This is a genomic window from Bacillus sp. AFS098217 (assembly GCF_002551815.1).
In the GTDB taxonomy this organism is placed as follows: domain Bacteria; phylum Bacillota; class Bacilli; order Bacillales; family Bacillaceae_G; genus Bacillus_A.
Genome location: NZ_NVPR01000052.1, coordinates 1 through 15,209 on the forward strand (window position 1 = coordinate 1; position 15,209 = coordinate 15,209).

Below are 15,209 nucleotides of genomic sequence, written 5' to 3' on the forward strand. Positions count from 1 at the left end.
ACGTATCTCGGCTGTACCCCAAATTGACATAACCCCACTTATCGGTAGCAAAACAGAAAAGGAACTGACTCATGATCTTATGAGTTAGTTCCTTTTCCACTCTTCTTTATAATATATATAGAGTTTCATAATAGTAAAAAAACAATATTTCTACTCTGTCCGTAGTATCGGCCCCACCTACGCCAGATACCCTGATAGCCACTCGTGCCATCCAACCCATAATTATCATATAAGAAACCGTTTTCAACGTAAAGAATTTTCTGATTTTTTTCTGATTTAAAAACACAATTACTCCTATCTAAAAGATAAGAGGTAATTGTGTTTACATAAATTCCGAAAACGGAAGTTAAAAGATTTTAAGGTAATTGTAATTTCAGAATGACATACCATTAAAGGGTTAATTTTCATTAATAAATGCTATTGAAAATAGATCCGATAATCTCTCTACGATAACTTCCTTATTTTTTATAATCTGTTCTGTATCTTCACCACATTCGTGGTCCAATAAATAAACAGGTGGATTATTTCCTTCTTTAATATTTATCGCATAAGGATTACCTATACCACTCTCTACACCAATACAGAGATAATCCTTATTGAAAACAGCACATCCAGGTACTAAAAATTTATTTTCCTGAATTAATTCTTTTGGGTCGAGAAAATCGATTAATAACTTAAATTCCTCATTTTCTACTGTAACGGGAACAACAAGGCGGCTGCTACATATAGGTACTTGAGACATTAGGTTGATTAACCAGCCCGGTAGGTTTTTGCCAAGTTCCTCCCTAAGTAAGTTAATTTCTGTAACTGAAGCGACTCTAGTTGAAATCTTTGAGCGTTTAATCATTTCTAATGCAGACTCATATAATTCATTTTTAATCATTTTTTCCTCCATTATATTTGCTTATGTTGCCTAATGTTTCGGTGTTAAAGTTAAATATACTTCTTGTTCAATTAACCTGCTAGTTAGTTGAACAAGAGACAATGTATATCCTATTCATGTAAAGTTAACATAACGCCACATTATCAGCAGTAACCAAATCTCAAAAAGCCACTCATACCAATAGTTTTCTAGCTTTCCGTTCCATTCTCTGTATACAAGATTTCATACATTCCTGTCACAACAGCATTTGGCAGTTCAAACCGTTCTCGTAGCCTGCATGAAATCCTACATATTCTTAGCGTATAATTTCCACGTTTTATCAGCAGGACCCCCTGCCCATCAACTTAAGAATGGAAACAAACTGAACTTTCGTTTTCGCTTTACAAATTCGAGTTCTCTTGCAAGTTCTTCTAAAAATACAGGTGTAACATATCGTTGTAATTCTTCCGCAAATGGTTGTAGTTCATCTTGAATCGAGAGATTCATATAAAAATGACCTCCTTACTATTCTCTTTTTATCTAAATTGTACTAAAAAAGTATTGTTTTAGGATACAATAGAGTCAAAAGTTACAATATTAAAACAGTCCAGATCATTGATATTCTAATAAAGGTAGGTAATTTTATGATTCGTGAAGCTGAGCCAAAAGATAGTAATGTAATCGAAAATTCATATAAAAAATTAGCACCGCATAGTAAAAACATTAAGGTTTTACCAGAAAGAATTGAGCAGATAAGAAATGATTCGAATAATTTCTTATTTGTCTATGAGGAGGATTGTAAGGTTAAAGGAAGTATATTTATGACCTTTTGTCTTGATCCTGGATACCAATTTAGACCATATACTGTTCTAGAGTATGTGATTGTAAATGAAGATTTTCGAGGTAATGGAATAGGTGAAAAGTTACTAAGACATGTTGAACAAATATCGATTGCAAGGAGATCCACAAGAATTATCTTATTAAGTAGTGCAACTAGAATAGAAGCACATAAATTCTTTGCTAAAAATGGTTATAATGGAACTATAAGTAAGGGTTTCAAGAAGTATATACTAATTAATTAAGTTTTATATATAGGTGTTTTTGCCCATCTCCCGAAAAGGAGGACTAAGAAAAAAGATTAATCAAAATGGATTCCGCTCTTTTGGGATGAACTTTCCCATTTTATAAAAAAGTTCGATAAAAAATACTTTGCAAACTTATATTGTACGATAAAAAAACGAATCTATTTTGAAAAAAGATTCGTTTTTTTGAATGGACATTCCATTTTTAAAAGATGTTTGATTAAAACCCACTTAGAATTTCTTAATTAAAGGAGATAAAATATCGCAACTTTTTTATAAATACCGTGACTTTATTTAAAAGCGACATTAGAAAGAATAACGTTTTTTTGTACTTAGGGGTAGTGAAAATTCTTAAGTTGATGGGCATGTGGTGAAATCCCACTTTCACTACATCAGCTATTTTTACCAAAATACCAGGAAGCAATTGCTAAAAATGAAACTGTAAATAAACAAATTTTAGAAACCATTTTCCAAACAATACAGTCATACATGGTAAATCATAAAAAAACGAGTGCTGTAATATCATGGCACCAGTTTTTTTATTATGTACGATTTTCTTTTAACCAATTTATAATAACTTCGAACATAGCAGTATCATACCGCTGTTCTATATTTACTTTCCTTTCACGCAAATCTTTCATTATTTTCATTTCATTTGTTACCACATTTTTTGCCTCTTCCAAACAAATAATAGTCATGATTCCTCGCCCTTTTGTTATCCAATATTTCGCTGTTTCTCACTTCTTTCCCACACTTGTCTCCATAATATAATTGAAACACTAGCAAGCATAATTGTTGTAATTACACTTCCCTCAATTCCGAATGCTCCTCCATGTAATGCATCCGGCCCACTCGTTACTGATTTAAAGAGTGGTGTAGAGAATACAGTTGTACCACTTACTGCAAAACCATATACATTGTATTGAGCCCAATTCCATATAGAATGCCAAGCACATATTCCCCAAAGGCTATTCTCTTTTAATACATAAAAAGCCGCAAATACACCAACTAGTATGATATTTGCTATAGAAAGGACTGTAATTCCAGGATTAAGCAAATGAAGAAACCCAAATAAAAAAGAAGTAACAACAACACCAATCCATATGCGACTTCTTACAGATATAACTGGAAATAGCCAACCCCGTACAACAATTTCTTCTGTGGCACCTTGCACTAAAAATGCTATTAAAGAGCCTAATATCCCCAGTATAACTGTGGGTGTAATATGCTGCATTTGCAACTGTACAACTCCTGTTATAACAAGTAATAATACCGGCACTGATATGAATATAAACCCTATTAAAGCCCCTTTTACATACTTTCTTAAAAATTGTTCTTTCCAAAAGCCTATTGATGAGAACGATCTTTTCTCTATAAACCGAATCCATAAAAATACAATTAAAATTGTTCCCCCAAATGTTAAGATCATCCTTACATTATCATAAATCCCTTTCATAAAAGTCGTTTCTGCTTTCGGCAAAAATAACATAAACAACATAAACAACTCACCGAAAGTTAAAAATACAACCGATAATATTACTGCAAGAATTGGATGTACTTTCTTTCGACCTGACTTTGCTGCTTCAATGATTTTGAATTGATTATTACTCAAGACTTTTACCTCCTCGTGTTATTTATTTTAAATTACATCCACTTTTTTCCATTATATTTCAATTTTACCATCCAAATTTTTTTCATGCACCCATATATAATCTTAATAGTTGTTTTTATAGATATTATGATTAATTTCATCTATAAAGATTTAATATACATACAAGAAATTATCCGCATAATTTCTCCTTAGGAATAATATATAAATATAAAAAATCCTTTTGTACCTTTTCAGAAAAACTAATCATATAAAAATGCAATTAACAATTCATAACAATCGCTTTTTTGAACAAGGAACTTCCTATTTGTTCCACATCTCTTCCAGCACTTGCTATTTCTCACCATTTGTTGTAAGATAGGAATTAAGGTCAAATTCACAAAGACTTTACTTTGCATATTATCAAGCATCAATTAGGAATCATAAGTATTCCTCATGGGTTTTTGATAATATGTGAATTTTTATTTACGTTCAAATAAGACGATCATATTGTAATTTATTTTTATTATTTTTAGGAGGCACTTACCATGACATTAACAGGTAAAGTAAAATGGTTTAACAGCGAAAAAGGTTTCGGTTTCATCGAAGTTGAAGACGGTAACGATGTATTCGTTCACTTCTCAGCTATCACTGGTGAAGGTTTCAAATCTCTTGACGAAGGTCAAGAAGTTAGCTTCGAAGTTGAAGATGGCAACCGCGGACCTCAAGCTAAAAACGTTGTAAAGCTATAATTTAAACATTAAAAAGGTTGTTACCATCGCACGGTTAACAACCTTTTTAATATATAATTAAATTTTTTACATAAAAGGAGTGGTCACATGTATCGCAATCGAAAGAACGATGTAGCAGAAGTACCACCAGAACAAACCCCTGTTTGGGAATGTGAATCAGAGGATTGTTTAGGATGGATGAGAAAGAACTTTTCATTTGAAGAAGAGCCAAAATGCCCTTTATGTAAAAGTAACATGAAAAGCGGAGAACGTTTATTACCTAAATTAGGTTAATATTTACATTACCCCTCTTAACTTTTGATAAGAGGGGTTCTTTATTGTTCATTTTTTCAAATTCACTTAGATGTTCATTTAACAACAGGAGAAATCAACAAAATAAGTTTTATCTTCAAGAATAATAAATAACCTATACTTTGTTACTCTCTTATCTTCCCTATAAAAAACAGGCATTTCCTTACATGAATTTCAGTAAGAATTGCCTGTTTTTTTATGAGAATTCCTTTTATATGTTACAATCTTTTATCCAGTCAGTTCGTATAATAGAATAAACAAGAGCATCATGTTGCTGATCACCTTGATAAATATATCCTCGCAATAGCCCTTCTTTTTGAAATCCTATTTTAGATAACATCTTACAAGAAGTTACATTTTCAGGGTATGTGATTGCTCCTATTCTAAATAAACCTAACTCCCTGAAACTATACGTAATGATTTCTTGAGCAGCTTCTAACGCATAGCCCTTTCCCCAATAGGAAGGATGTAAATCATATCCAATCTCAGATCGTTTACTCCAAAGTTGTAAATTATTTAATCCAATCGTTCCAATTAAGGCATTTGTTTCTTTTAAGATAATCCCCCAACGTATTGCACGTTTCTCAAAATAATTTTTTGAAAAAGATTCAATCATACGTGAAGCTTGACCAAACTCTGTAAAAGAATTCATTCCATAATAACGTGTTACTTCTTCAAGTGAAAAGATTTCATATATTTTTTGACAATATGATTGATCAATTTCAACTAATCGTAAACGCTCTGTTTCGAAAACAGGAAATGCCATCGAATCCCTCCTTTCTATCTATTGATTTATTATAGCAGAAAAATCACCTTACTCTTAACAGCGCATCAAGTTCATGAACAATTGGATAATCTTCCGTAGGATCCCATCTTTTTCCGATCCGCACTTTTGCAGCTTCCATCGCATATTTAGAAGCAAACATAATATCTAAAAGAAGAAATTTCCCATCAGGTTTTAGTATCCGGTATACTTCCTTACACGATTGTTCCCTTTCTACTGGTAACACCTCATGAAAACAAAAACTCGAAATGACTGCATCAAATGTTTCATTTTCTTTATTGGTATCAGTGAATGTTTCAATATTTAATTGATACTGAGGATATTTCACATTACACTGTTCTAACATTTTTTCGGACAAATCGATTCCAAATACATGACTATCATTAACACTTATTAATGATGCAAACGCTCCTGTACCAATTCCAATATCAATAATTTTCTGCTGCTCATTTATATGAATCATTTCCTTTGCTTCACATAAACTATGATTATATCCATATAACGGACCATCTGCTTCCTTTACATTTTCATCATAAGTTTTTGCCCAGTCATCAAATAATTTTTGTGTCGTTTCAAACGTACGTAACAATTGAAGTTCCTCCCTTTATCCATCTATTACCTCAATTTCAAATATGAATGTATGTTTTAAATTTAGCATTCGTATCACTCCAATCTTTATATATTAATTCGAATATTCAATCTAATTACTCTAAATCCCTCTAAACATCAATTTACCATTGGATATTTATGTTAAAATATTAACAAGTACTATATTGCTATTGGGTATATTGATAGTTCTTATATATAAGTACAAATTGAAAAATCGACATAAAACCTTTCTTTTTAGGTGAGAAAGAGAGTCCGGCCATACATAGAAGCGGTCAGATCCTTTTCCTGCCCCATGCCGAGTGAAAACAAAGAGAGAAAACGAGTGCCGGTCACCTTTTGTTCTTCATAGCCGCGACTTATATGTTGGAAAATCAAAATGAATATATATAATTTAAATGGAGGTGCATAAGAAGCATGTATATTTTCATAGGTTGTTCACTCTTATTCATTTTGCTTCTCTTTTTATTCGCGCAAAAATTTGCACCAAATTCCGCTATGATGACTAGTTTCAAAGGAAACAGCCTAAAGAAATTTATAATTGGACTTGTAGTTGCCTCAGTCTTGTCACTTTCTTACGGCATTTATCATGCAGCTACTTATCAGCCCGCCTTTCTAGACATTAGGTTAGGAAACAAACCGTATACTGTTTTAGGTAATATTGGAGAATTCGGCTATTTCTCCGAACAATTAATAAAAAAAGAAACCGAAACTGAACTGTATTTTGTTACTTGGGAATCACTTCATTTAAAAAATCCTCAGATTATAATAAACTATCCTTCTGGAAAAAAAGAAACTTGGAAGCCTAACATATCTTTAATAACAAATACATCAACAAAAGAAATCGATAAAAAATATAAAATAAAAGAAGTGTATCGAATTTCTCCTTACTCATTTAAAGAGGCTGGAAATGTTACTTTGACAATTAAAGAAAATAAGACTACACGTGTAGAAACATTAATCAAAGTTAAATAGTAAGATATATATCCATCAATTAAAAAACCGACATCCCCCCTCTTTTTGGGTGGGAGAGAGCATCTATTCATGCATAAAAACGGTCGGGTCCTTTTTCTGCCACATGCGAAGTAAAAACAGAAAGAACAAACGAGTGGAGGTTCCTTTTTATTCTGCATAGCAGAGATTTAGATGTCGAAAAATTAAAATGGATTTATATAGGTGCAACAACGTACAAAATCCTCCTCTTATACTAGAGGAGGATTTCATCAAAAATATAAAGATTGCATTACTCCGAACAATTATGTAATGCTTTCATAATCTTATCTGCCGTATTCTTTCCATTCCCTATGCAAGCTCCAATGCCTACACCATAATATGAAGCACCAGTTAAGTAAACATTTGGAAAAACAGCTGACAATTTCTCATTCAAAGATTGAACTGCCTGATTATGTTCTAAATGATAATTCGGCATTAAGTCTTTCCAGTTTGTAACTTTAACAATCTGCGGCTCGCCCTGAATTCCAAGACTTTTTTTAATATCAGATAAAGCAACTTGAATGAATTCTTCTTTACTGTTATTTTTAATTTTTTCATACGCTGGATTTGAACTTTTATAAAACATTCTTACTAATAAGTTTTGTTTATCTGATGTATGCTTCCATTTCCTACTTGTCCATGTACAAGCATCACAATATAAATGACCATTTTCTGAAACAATAAAGCCTGTTCCATCTGCCGGTAATTGATTATCAGGTATTTCAAATCCTAAGTAAATACTAATAAGAGATGAATTTTTGAATTTATTGAAATCACTGTTTAATTGGGTAGAATTTAATACTGTTTGTGCAATATCGTGAGGAGCAGCTAAAACAACATAATCCGCCTTTATTATCTCTTGATTCGAAAAAGAAACTTCATACTCATTACCGATCCTACTTACATTCGTCGTTGTTACTCCTTTTCTTATTTCGGTCTCAGTCAACACCTCTTCTAACCGATTAATAATCGTAGAGAGTCCTCCTTTGAACGATAAAAACTTTTTATTTCCAGCTGTCTGGAATTGTTTTTTATTCACTTCAAATCCTTTAATAATACTGCCATATTTATTTTTATAGTCAAGTAAATATGGTAATGTAGATGCCATTGTAAGTTCATTTAATTTACCAGAATACACCCCTGAAAGAACAGGAGAAATTTGCTTCTCAACTAACTCTTTTCCTAAAAAACTTTCTAAAAATAAAGCAAGCGATGTATCTTTCGTAAAGCCTTTGTTTTTAGTAATAAAATCTTTCAGTGCAATAATTTTCCCTTTCGTTGAAACTAACGTACTGTTAAACAACGACTCTACACTTGTAGGGATTCCAAATACTGTATCAGCAGGAATAGGATGTAACGCATCCTCTGAATAAATGTAAGAAATACCAGTTTCGTTATATACCATATCGTCTTCTAGATTCAGTTCTTTTACAAGGGGCATCACATTTTCATTTCGGGCAACAATTGAATCTGCTCCTGTTTCCATAATAAAATCATTTTCTTTCACACTGTGAATTTTCCCACCTAAATATTCTTCTTTTTCTACAAGGATCAATTTTAAATCTACGTTGTAATCCTTTTTTAATCTTTCTAAGTAAAACATAGTAGAGAGTCCCGTAATACCCCCACCTACGACAACAACTGTTTTCATGTCTACTGAGCTCCTAACCGATGCTATAAATTGATAAATTTCTTTATTATTATACCCAAAAGTTAGCTTTCTCGACTAGTAGCTTGCACAGTCTGTAAAAAATTAGACAATATATACGAACACATTTCAAGTTGATTATGATGTACTGGGTGATTAGGCAAAAGGAATAACTGCAATAGGGCAACTCTTAACTTTCTATCTGAAAGATTTTCTCTCTATTTCATTGCAATATAGTCTCTATGCAATAAAACAAATTATATCTTGATGAATTCTAAAACGAGGTTCATACTATTTAACTTCGTTACAACCAAAAACTTTTAAGTAAAACAACAATTAAGGGCTCTTTATTTCAATAACATGATCCAATTTATTAACTTGTCTATTTCTTGACTCACTTCAAGTACTTTTTCATGTTGAAAGCCATAAGTCGAAACAAGCATTAAGAGTTCTTCTTTTTTTACTTCAATGATTTCCTCTACTTTTCTCAGCTCCATGTCGTGTTTACTCGCTCCAATTTTAAAATTTATGTATCCTAGTATAGATCACTTACATAATAAGTAAAAGTGCCATGTTTATGTAAATCTTACATCTTTAAGGGCAAACGAAGGATTTTTTTATCCTTTATACCCTCTAAATCTTGAAAGGGCTACTCACCATTATAAGAATGTTGTACATTAACGCATTTATTTAAAGACAAATGCTGTTTTATTATTAAAAGAAAGTTATACACCATCAGTGATACAAAATAGATTTTTTAACTATTCCTTTATAACTAAAAAAGTAATGGACTATATNNATATAGTCCATTACTTTTTTTAGCTTTTGAATAACGTTCGATAATTTATAATACAGTCTGATCTTTTATAATTGAGGAGAAGAATGAAAATCGAAATTCTTATGAAACGACGAAAGCTACTATCCATATTGGATAGTAGCTTTTTTAAATACCTACATTTTTTGAAGTTATTCATTTTATAGTTATTTTATATAATAGCGTATGTTATTCTCATTGGTAGATATTTTTTTATAAAAAGGCTTATCGACAAAATACAAATATCGTACGCTAAAAAATCCCTAAAAACGGTTCTTAATGTTTTTTCAACACCTTGCTTTTAAGTCTTATATTGCCTCTCCTTATGTACCAATCACTACAGCCTTATCCTACAGGATCTACAAAATGTTGGGGCCACCTGTAATAAGATAACCTTTTTTCATGCAAATGTAGCGTGTAACATAAATAAAACAAAAAAAACAATTGCTATTTTAAAATGCCACTTCTTGTCTTTCTTTTTATATCGCTTCAAGCCCATAAACATTAAAAAAAATAAAGCAAAAATAGTTATGATCCCTGAAAAATAAGTAAAGTTCCACTTAAATCCTTTTAATATTGCCATATAGCCATGTAGTAAAACAATACCTGTAGATAAAATAGCAAGTGGTACATGCCATTGTCTAACCAATTTACCTATAAATTGTAATAAAGTTTTCAATTCAAAATTCCCTATGATCATCTTTTTAAAAGGTTTCCACTTTAACAATAAGAAAATAGGATATATTGATAAAGTAACAAAGAATCCAATTCGTGCAATAGAACCCATTTCTTTAAAAGTTTCTTTATAAGCACGAATATTCTCCGTTAACCATTGTTCATAAAAATACGAAATACATAAAAATCCTATCAAAAATAGAATAACAACAACACCAAGTGTAATTATAACTCTTTTTCGTTCTTTTGGATTAGAAATATAATTTGCTAAAAAATTGACTTTTTTAGTATTTAAAGAAGAGTGTCTATCCACTACTATATTCTCCTTTTCTTCATTTACATGTTCATAATAGCATATTAGAGAGCACAACACTATTCTAAGAAATTTGTACGATAAGGATCAGAAAAATAGAACCGCTTCATATTTGGGAAATTATAGCAATGTTTTTAAATTCTTTTTAAAATAACCAATAAGCACCCCTGTCGAAATAAGTCCTCCCGATGAACTTCCTGCTATAACTGTATCATCTGTTAGTGTTCTATATTTATCGTCAGTATAGCAAAACACACCTTATACTTATAACCTTAAACGACTATCACTCTTTGAAAGTCTCATAAATTATAGTCTCATCTTAAAACTTAATCCCCCAAAAATACATTTATCCTTGGCACATGAATCTTATATAATAAGGTATGTAATATTAAAAATCTAACAGAATGGATGAACATAATGAAGATTTTAGTAATCGAAGATGACCAGCCCCTTCTAGAAGGAGTTGCAGCAGTTTTACAGGAGGAAGGATATGAAATTGATTTTTCTGTAACTGGTGATGAGGGATTATTTATGGCGAAGCAAAATATTTACGATGCCATTATTTTAGATATTATGCTACCGGAAATAAATGGCTTTGAAATTGTGAAAGAAGTACGTGCTGCTTCCATTAAAACGCCTATTCTTCTTCTTACCGCTAAAGATAGTGTAGAAGATCGAGTAAAAGGTTTAGATGTAGGTGCAGACGATTACTTGATTAAGCCGTTTGCAGTACCAGAGTTACTAGCAAGAATACGTGTACTGCTACGTGAAAAGGGAACGATTGGAGAACAGAATGTTTCCTATGGGCCTATCCGTTTACACATGCAAGAACATGACGGATACATAGACGACCACAAATTATATTTGACGACTAAGGAATATGAACTACTTGAATATTTCCTACAGAATAAGGAACAAATCTTAATTCGCGATCAAATTTTCAGCCGCATTTGGGGCCTAGATTCTGATGTAGGGCTTGGTGTTGTAGATGTATATGTTCATCATCTGCGAAAAAAAATAAGTACGTTTTATGACCAAACACTCATTCATACTGTACGTGGTGTCGGATTTATATTCAAAGGAAAGAACCAAGATGTTTAAAAAAACCAAAATACAACTTGTTACTTTAAATACCGTTGTTTTTTCATTGATTTTATGTGTATTTGGTGTCATTTTGTATGTATACATGAATCATATTATTTATAAGGAGATTGATTCAAAACTTTACAATGTGTCTAAAGAAATACAACACGAAGGTATGAATCGTATTATTAAAGAGCATGATTCTAAGCGGGAATCAGAGCGAAAAATTGCATACTTAATTTGGGATAGAAACGATCAATTTATAAAAAGTATACCGGAAAATGCGATTTTCTCTACTGATATCAATGACTTTTCGCCTTCTCAGTTTCAGGACAACAAACTGTGGACACAAACAATCAATAATCATAGTTACCGTATCCTTAAGGTTGAATCATCTTCCAGTTATTTAAAAAATATCTCAGCCCATACGATCGAGATTGTCTTAAATATAGATACAGAGGTGACTATACTGCAAAATTTGCTCATATTAACTATAGGGGGCTGCTTTGCAGCATTTATCATTTCTTTCTTTGCAGGGTGGCTTTTAGCGAATCGTTCACTTGTTCCGATTCAACAATCCTGGGAAAAACAAACTCAGTTTGCAGCGGATGCTTCCCATGAACTGCGAACGCCATTGTCTGTTATCCAGACACACTTGGAATTATTATTCCGTCATCCACAATATACAATTGAACAAGAAAGTATGACGATTTACAAAGTACTGCAAGAAGTAAAAAGGATGAACAAACTTGTAGCGGACTTGCTAACTCTTGCAAAAACAGACTCGAATCAGCTACTTATTCAAAGGAAAGAATTTCAAATCGGAGAGTTATTCAGTACAATCATTCATCAATTTGAACCCATTGCAGATTTGCGAAACATTTCGATTAGTAAAGATATCGAAGAGCAGTTAATGTATAAAGGAGATAAAGAAAGAATTCATCAACTGCTCATTATTTTGATGGATAATGCCATGAAATACAATGTTGAAAATGGAAAAATCACAGTCACATGCAACAAAGATGGAAGTTTTATCACGATCATAATAGAAGATACAGGTATCGGTATTGCAAATGAGGAACTTCCTCACATTTTTGACCGCTTCTATCGCAGTGATAAGAGCAGAACACGTTCTGAAGGTGGAACAGGATTAGGTCTATCTATAGCTAAGTGGATTACAGACGCTCATAATGGTGAAATAAAAGTCTGGAGCGAACTGCATAAAGGGACACGCATTATTATTAAATTTCCAATATAACGAACAAAGGGTGTCAAGAGGAACTTCTTCCTATAACTTGACACCCTTTGTTGATATCGAACGGATTAGTTAAAAAACAAATAGCATCGTACATTCATTTTTTAAATCGCTACTGAAGTTGACGATGTACGTGTTGCTTTTTTTTAGAAAATCTCCATGCTTTCCACACATTTGCAACTAATATCCCAACTAACAGAAAAACTAATCCCCCAAGTATCAGATAAGAAGCTATACTTACTGTGGCTGCAATGACACCAAATATAATTTGATCTTTATATTTACCTAAAGAGGTCGGCGGGTCAGTCAGCATAAAAAATGCTAGGAATATGACTGAATTTATATAAGGGACTCTTAGCATATCCCCTACATTTTCGGTTCCTGCAATTCCCATAATCAGAAGTATAAGAAAATAAACTCCTAAAAATGAAAAAACTTGTGGAAATTTATTTACTTTCTGTGTTACGAAAAATCCTGTGATGCACACAAATATAATACACCAAGCAGGAAGCATAGATAGCCCTCCCCACCAGCTTTGTCCGCTTGAGAACAAAACGCCTGTGACAAGTAATCCAAAGGCAGCAGGATTAAATATAGGTTTTTTCTTAACTGTAAACAGATGCTTTGATGCAATTGCAATTGCTGCTGTTAATGCTGAAATATATACTGAAACCATTGGACTTAGTATGAGCGCCACAATCAAGCCTGTTATAGCGGCTCCATCAGGAAAAGTAAGCTTTCGTTTTTTTAAGATAGCGATTAAGGTATCTATGAACATGGCAGTTATAGCTGCCACCCCTGCATGAACAAGACCTGAATAATCAGCCTCATTTATCTGCGCGATTATCATTAATAAAAGCAGCATAACTAAAACGGATCTTTTAGGAGTCATAAAAGGTTTATGAGTTCGTTTTTGTCGCCGGCTTTCTCTTGTTTCATCCACGATAACATATCCTTTTGGTGTACGAATATATTTATGCTTCGCCTCACGCATTACGTTTTCTTTTTTATTCACGCCCATACAAATATTCCCCCATTCCTTGCGTTATATTTATGTCTAAAGAGGATGTAATCCATATGCCTTCGAGATCAACATTTTTTAGTAGCACTCCCCCTTCTTTTTTACCTAACAGAAAAGCGGCTGTTGAAAAAGCATCTGCCATCATCGCAAAGGGCGCGATTACAGTACAGCTTACTATGTCAGACTGAGACGTCCCTAAATGTGGGTGTATGAGATGATGCTCGTTCATATGAACAGAACTCTTTCGTTCATAGCTACCAGAGGTGCAAACTGCCTTATCGGTTAGCTGAACGTTACAAATTGTTTTCTCCTTTTGGAAAGGATGTTGAATACCAATGACCCATGGTTCTCCCTTTTCATTCGTACCGCTAGCAAAAAGATCTCCGCCGGCGTCGATAACAAACCCTTCAAAATCACGCAGTTCTTGAACTGCTAAATCAACTGCTAATCCCTTTGCTACAGCACCTAAATCCAACAAAAGCGGTTTTTTTAACAAAATAGTCCGTTTTTCTTCATCTAAAACCACATCTTTATAACTAACGGGAACCTCTGTAGCTACATTTGAAACCAGTTCTTCTCCCGTTAAGTAATGACGGTTAAATCCGTACTTCTCAAGTGTATAGCCTAACGTTGGATCAAATATTCCTTGCGTTACATCAGCTACTTGCCATGCAAAGCGAATAGCTTCAAAAAGAGTATGACTGACTTGCGTGGCTTTACCACTTTGCATAGACAGACGTGTAAGCTCACTTTGATAATGGAAGCGGCTGCATACTTTTTCTACAGAGTAGAACGCTTGAAATGCCCTTTCCATTTTTTCTTTTATATACGTTTTTGTGCGTGATGTGACTACTTTAATATGAATAATCGTCCCCATACAAAGTGCAGATTGCTCATATGTTTTTCTTATATAATTAGGCATTACCTGTCACACTTCCCGTATTTTTTTTGTTATAAAACACATTGGACTGCTTTGCCTGTAATAAAGCATCCTGAACCGCTTCTTGAAAATCTTCTGTACTTCTTGTTGCTCCAGAAACCACATCTACCTCTGCACTTTGTCGATTTAGAACTTGCTGAGGCAATTCGTCAATATAAGATTGAGAATAAGAAGTGGTGCAATCTGTGATTTGCACCGATGTAATTTTATCTTTTTGAATTGTAACCGCTACTTTTACTGAACCGATACGATTTGTTCCATGACCATAATATGTTCCATCTTTATAGACACTGTTAACACGTTTAGCTGCATCAGAAGTCCTAGAAGATACATTTGGTTGTGGGATAGATGTCGGTATATTTTTAGAGGCTTGTTCTAATTCTGCTTTTGAATCTTCCGTAGAAATATATCCTGCTGTATAAATCATTCCTACAGCAATTGTACATAGCGTAATCATTTTATTTCCCATCTTAGCCATATTCATGACCTCCAACATCATTAT

At 32.9% G+C, this 15,209-nt stretch carries 18 protein-coding genes; 6 read left to right on the forward strand and 12 right to left on the reverse strand.

Translation table 11 applies throughout. The features are described from left to right. Nucleotides 1-397: 397 nt before the first annotated feature. Both COO03_RS14255 and COO03_RS27065 read right to left on the reverse strand, forming a co-directional pair. Nucleotides 398-883 carry an SMI1/KNR4 family protein gene (locus tag COO03_RS14255; RefSeq protein ID WP_097897797.1) on the reverse strand — a complete coding sequence of 162 codons (486 nt, stop codon included), beginning with the start codon at nucleotides 881-883 and terminating at the stop codon, nucleotides 398-400. 339 nt (nucleotides 884-1,222) lie between these two features. Beyond that, complete coding sequence (locus COO03_RS27065) at nucleotides 1,223-1,369, reverse strand: hypothetical protein (protein ID WP_154724639.1); 147 nt, start codon at nucleotides 1,367-1,369, stop codon at nucleotides 1,223-1,225. A gap of 137 nt (nucleotides 1,370-1,506) precedes the next feature. Here COO03_RS27065 and COO03_RS14260 point away from each other — a divergent pair, with 137 nt between their 5' ends. Then, the gene (locus tag COO03_RS14260) at nucleotides 1,507-1,944 is read left to right on the forward strand and encodes a GNAT family N-acetyltransferase (protein WP_097897798.1); all 438 of its coding nucleotides are present in this window, start codon (nucleotides 1,507-1,509) and stop codon (nucleotides 1,942-1,944) included. Nucleotides 1,945-2,486: 542 nt separating this feature from the next. Here the strand turns inward: COO03_RS14260 and COO03_RS27070 are convergent. Both COO03_RS27070 and COO03_RS14265 read right to left on the reverse strand, forming a co-directional pair. Then, on the reverse strand, nucleotides 2,487-2,642 hold the full coding sequence (locus COO03_RS27070; RefSeq protein ID WP_154724640.1) for a hypothetical protein: 156 nt from the start codon (nucleotides 2,640-2,642) through the stop codon (nucleotides 2,487-2,489). A 17-nt stretch (nucleotides 2,643-2,659) separates the two neighbouring features. Further along, nucleotides 2,660-3,556 carry a CPBP family intramembrane glutamic endopeptidase gene (locus tag COO03_RS14265; protein WP_097897799.1) on the reverse strand — a complete coding sequence of 299 codons (897 nt, stop codon included), beginning with the start codon at nucleotides 3,554-3,556 and terminating at the stop codon, nucleotides 2,660-2,662. A 524-nt stretch (nucleotides 3,557-4,080) separates the two neighbouring features. Here COO03_RS14265 and cspD point away from each other — a divergent pair. Then, on the forward strand, nucleotides 4,081-4,284 hold the full coding sequence (gene cspD, locus COO03_RS14270) for a cold-shock protein CspD (protein WP_097897800.1): 204 nt from the start codon (nucleotides 4,081-4,083) through the stop codon (nucleotides 4,282-4,284). An 87-nt stretch (nucleotides 4,285-4,371) separates the two neighbouring features. Beyond that, on the forward strand, nucleotides 4,372-4,557 hold the full coding sequence (locus COO03_RS14275) for a cold-shock protein (RefSeq protein WP_000286200.1): 186 nt from the start codon (nucleotides 4,372-4,374) through the stop codon (nucleotides 4,555-4,557). 229 nt (nucleotides 4,558-4,786) lie between these two features. Here the strand turns inward: COO03_RS14275 and COO03_RS14280 are convergent, their stop codons facing one another. Both COO03_RS14280 and COO03_RS14285 read right to left on the reverse strand, forming a co-directional pair. Then, the gene (locus tag COO03_RS14280) at nucleotides 4,787-5,341 is read right to left on the reverse strand and encodes a GNAT family N-acetyltransferase (protein WP_097897801.1); all 555 of its coding nucleotides are present in this window, start codon (nucleotides 5,339-5,341) and stop codon (nucleotides 4,787-4,789) included. A 43-nt stretch (nucleotides 5,342-5,384) separates the two neighbouring features. Continuing rightward, nucleotides 5,385-5,948: a class I SAM-dependent methyltransferase gene (locus COO03_RS14285; RefSeq protein ID WP_097897802.1), complete on the reverse strand. Its 564-nt coding sequence runs from the start codon at nucleotides 5,946-5,948 to the stop codon at nucleotides 5,385-5,387. 434 nt (nucleotides 5,949-6,382) lie between these two features. Here COO03_RS14285 and COO03_RS14290 point away from each other — a divergent pair, with 434 nt between their 5' ends. Continuing rightward, nucleotides 6,383-6,940 carry a hypothetical protein gene (locus tag COO03_RS14290; protein WP_097897803.1) on the forward strand — a complete coding sequence of 186 codons (558 nt, stop codon included), beginning with the start codon at nucleotides 6,383-6,385 and terminating at the stop codon, nucleotides 6,938-6,940. A 268-nt stretch (nucleotides 6,941-7,208) separates the two neighbouring features. On the opposite strand, the gene COO03_RS14295 is transcribed toward COO03_RS14290, so the two are convergent. The 3 genes from COO03_RS14295 to COO03_RS14305 form a co-directional block, all read right to left on the reverse strand. Next, nucleotides 7,209-8,609, reverse strand: coding sequence for a protoporphyrinogen oxidase (locus COO03_RS14295; RefSeq protein WP_097897804.1), 1,401 nt, complete (start codon nucleotides 8,607-8,609; stop codon nucleotides 7,209-7,211). A gap of 344 nt (nucleotides 8,610-8,953) precedes the next feature. Beyond that, a complete protein-coding gene (locus COO03_RS14300) occupies nucleotides 8,954-9,103 on the reverse strand; it encodes an aspartyl-phosphate phosphatase Spo0E family protein (protein ID WP_097897805.1) in 150 nt (49 codons plus the stop codon). A gap of 717 nt (nucleotides 9,104-9,820) precedes the next feature. Continuing rightward, complete coding sequence (locus COO03_RS14305) at nucleotides 9,821-10,408, reverse strand: hypothetical protein (RefSeq protein ID WP_097897806.1); 588 nt, start codon at nucleotides 10,406-10,408, stop codon at nucleotides 9,821-9,823. A gap of 417 nt (nucleotides 10,409-10,825) precedes the next feature. On the opposite strand from COO03_RS14305, the gene COO03_RS14310 reads away from it, so the two are divergent. Beyond that, entirely contained in the window at nucleotides 10,826-11,509 is a 684-nt protein-coding gene (locus tag COO03_RS14310; protein WP_097897807.1) for a response regulator transcription factor, read from the forward strand. Further along, nucleotides 11,502-12,749, forward strand: coding sequence for a sensor histidine kinase (locus COO03_RS14315; protein ID WP_097897808.1), 1,248 nt, complete (start codon nucleotides 11,502-11,504; stop codon nucleotides 12,747-12,749). Before COO03_RS14310 ends, COO03_RS14315 begins: the two co-directional genes overlap by 8 nt. A gap of 109 nt (nucleotides 12,750-12,858) precedes the next feature. Here COO03_RS14315 and COO03_RS14320 read toward each other — a convergent pair whose 3' ends face one another. Genes COO03_RS14320 through COO03_RS14330 form a run of 3 tightly spaced genes read right to left on the reverse strand, consistent with a single transcriptional unit; the run spans nucleotide 12,859 to nucleotide 15,185 of the window. Continuing rightward, complete coding sequence (locus tag COO03_RS14320; RefSeq protein WP_097897809.1) at nucleotides 12,859-13,767, reverse strand: RnfABCDGE type electron transport complex subunit D; 909 nt, start codon at nucleotides 13,765-13,767, stop codon at nucleotides 12,859-12,861. Beyond that, nucleotides 13,754-14,689 (reverse strand): FAD:protein FMN transferase, encoded by a 936-nt coding sequence (locus COO03_RS14325; protein ID WP_097897810.1) that lies wholly within the window; start codon nucleotides 14,687-14,689, stop codon nucleotides 13,754-13,756. Before COO03_RS14325 ends, COO03_RS14320 begins: the two co-directional genes overlap by 14 nt. Beyond that, a complete protein-coding gene (locus COO03_RS14330; RefSeq protein WP_097897811.1) occupies nucleotides 14,682-15,185 on the reverse strand; it encodes an FMN-binding protein in 504 nt (167 codons plus the stop codon). The genes COO03_RS14325 and COO03_RS14330 overlap by 8 nt, the downstream gene beginning before the upstream one ends. Nucleotides 15,186-15,209: the final 24 nt, after the last annotated feature.

What these genes read in the sequence shown, in the direction of transcription:
- COO03_RS14255 (WP_097897797.1), bottom strand. Translation starts at nt 883, where the DNA reads ATGATTAAAAATGAATTATATGAGTCTGCATTAGAAATGATTAAACGC.
- COO03_RS27065 (WP_154724639.1), bottom strand. Translation starts at nt 1,369, where the DNA reads ATGAATCTCTCGATTCAAGATGAACTACAACCATTTGCGGAAGAATTA.
- COO03_RS14260 (WP_097897798.1), top strand. Translation starts at nt 1,507, where the DNA reads ATGATTCGTGAAGCTGAGCCAAAAGATAGTAATGTAATCGAAAATTCA.
- COO03_RS27070 (WP_154724640.1), bottom strand. Translation starts at nt 2,642, where the DNA reads ATGACTATTATTTGTTTGGAAGAGGCAAAAAATGTGGTAACAAATGAA.
- cspD (WP_097897800.1), top strand. Translation starts at nt 4,081, where the DNA reads ATGACATTAACAGGTAAAGTAAAATGGTTTAACAGCGAAAAAGGTTTC.
- COO03_RS14275 (WP_000286200.1), top strand. Translation starts at nt 4,372, where the DNA reads ATGTATCGCAATCGAAAGAACGATGTAGCAGAAGTACCACCAGAACAA.
- COO03_RS14280 (WP_097897801.1), bottom strand. Translation starts at nt 5,341, where the DNA reads ATGGCATTTCCTGTTTTCGAAACAGAGCGTTTACGATTAGTTGAAATT.
- COO03_RS14290 (WP_097897803.1), top strand. Translation starts at nt 6,383, where the DNA reads ATGTATATTTTCATAGGTTGTTCACTCTTATTCATTTTGCTTCTCTTT.
- COO03_RS14295 (WP_097897804.1), bottom strand. Translation starts at nt 8,609, where the DNA reads ATGAAAACAGTTGTTGTCGTAGGTGGGGGTATTACGGGACTCTCTACT.
- COO03_RS14300 (WP_097897805.1), bottom strand. Translation starts at nt 9,103, where the DNA reads ATGGAGCTGAGAAAAGTAGAGGAAATCATTGAAGTAAAAAAAGAAGAA.
- COO03_RS14310 (WP_097897807.1), top strand. Translation starts at nt 10,826, where the DNA reads ATGAAGATTTTAGTAATCGAAGATGACCAGCCCCTTCTAGAAGGAGTT.
- COO03_RS14315 (WP_097897808.1), top strand. Translation starts at nt 11,502, where the DNA reads ATGTTTAAAAAAACCAAAATACAACTTGTTACTTTAAATACCGTTGTT.
- COO03_RS14320 (WP_097897809.1), bottom strand. Translation starts at nt 13,767, where the DNA reads ATGGGCGTGAATAAAAAAGAAAACGTAATGCGTGAGGCGAAGCATAAA.
- COO03_RS14325 (WP_097897810.1), bottom strand. Translation starts at nt 14,689, where the DNA reads ATGCCTAATTATATAAGAAAAACATATGAGCAATCTGCACTTTGTATG.
- COO03_RS14330 (WP_097897811.1), bottom strand. Translation starts at nt 15,185, where the DNA reads ATGGCTAAGATGGGAAATAAAATGATTACGCTATGTACAATTGCTGTA.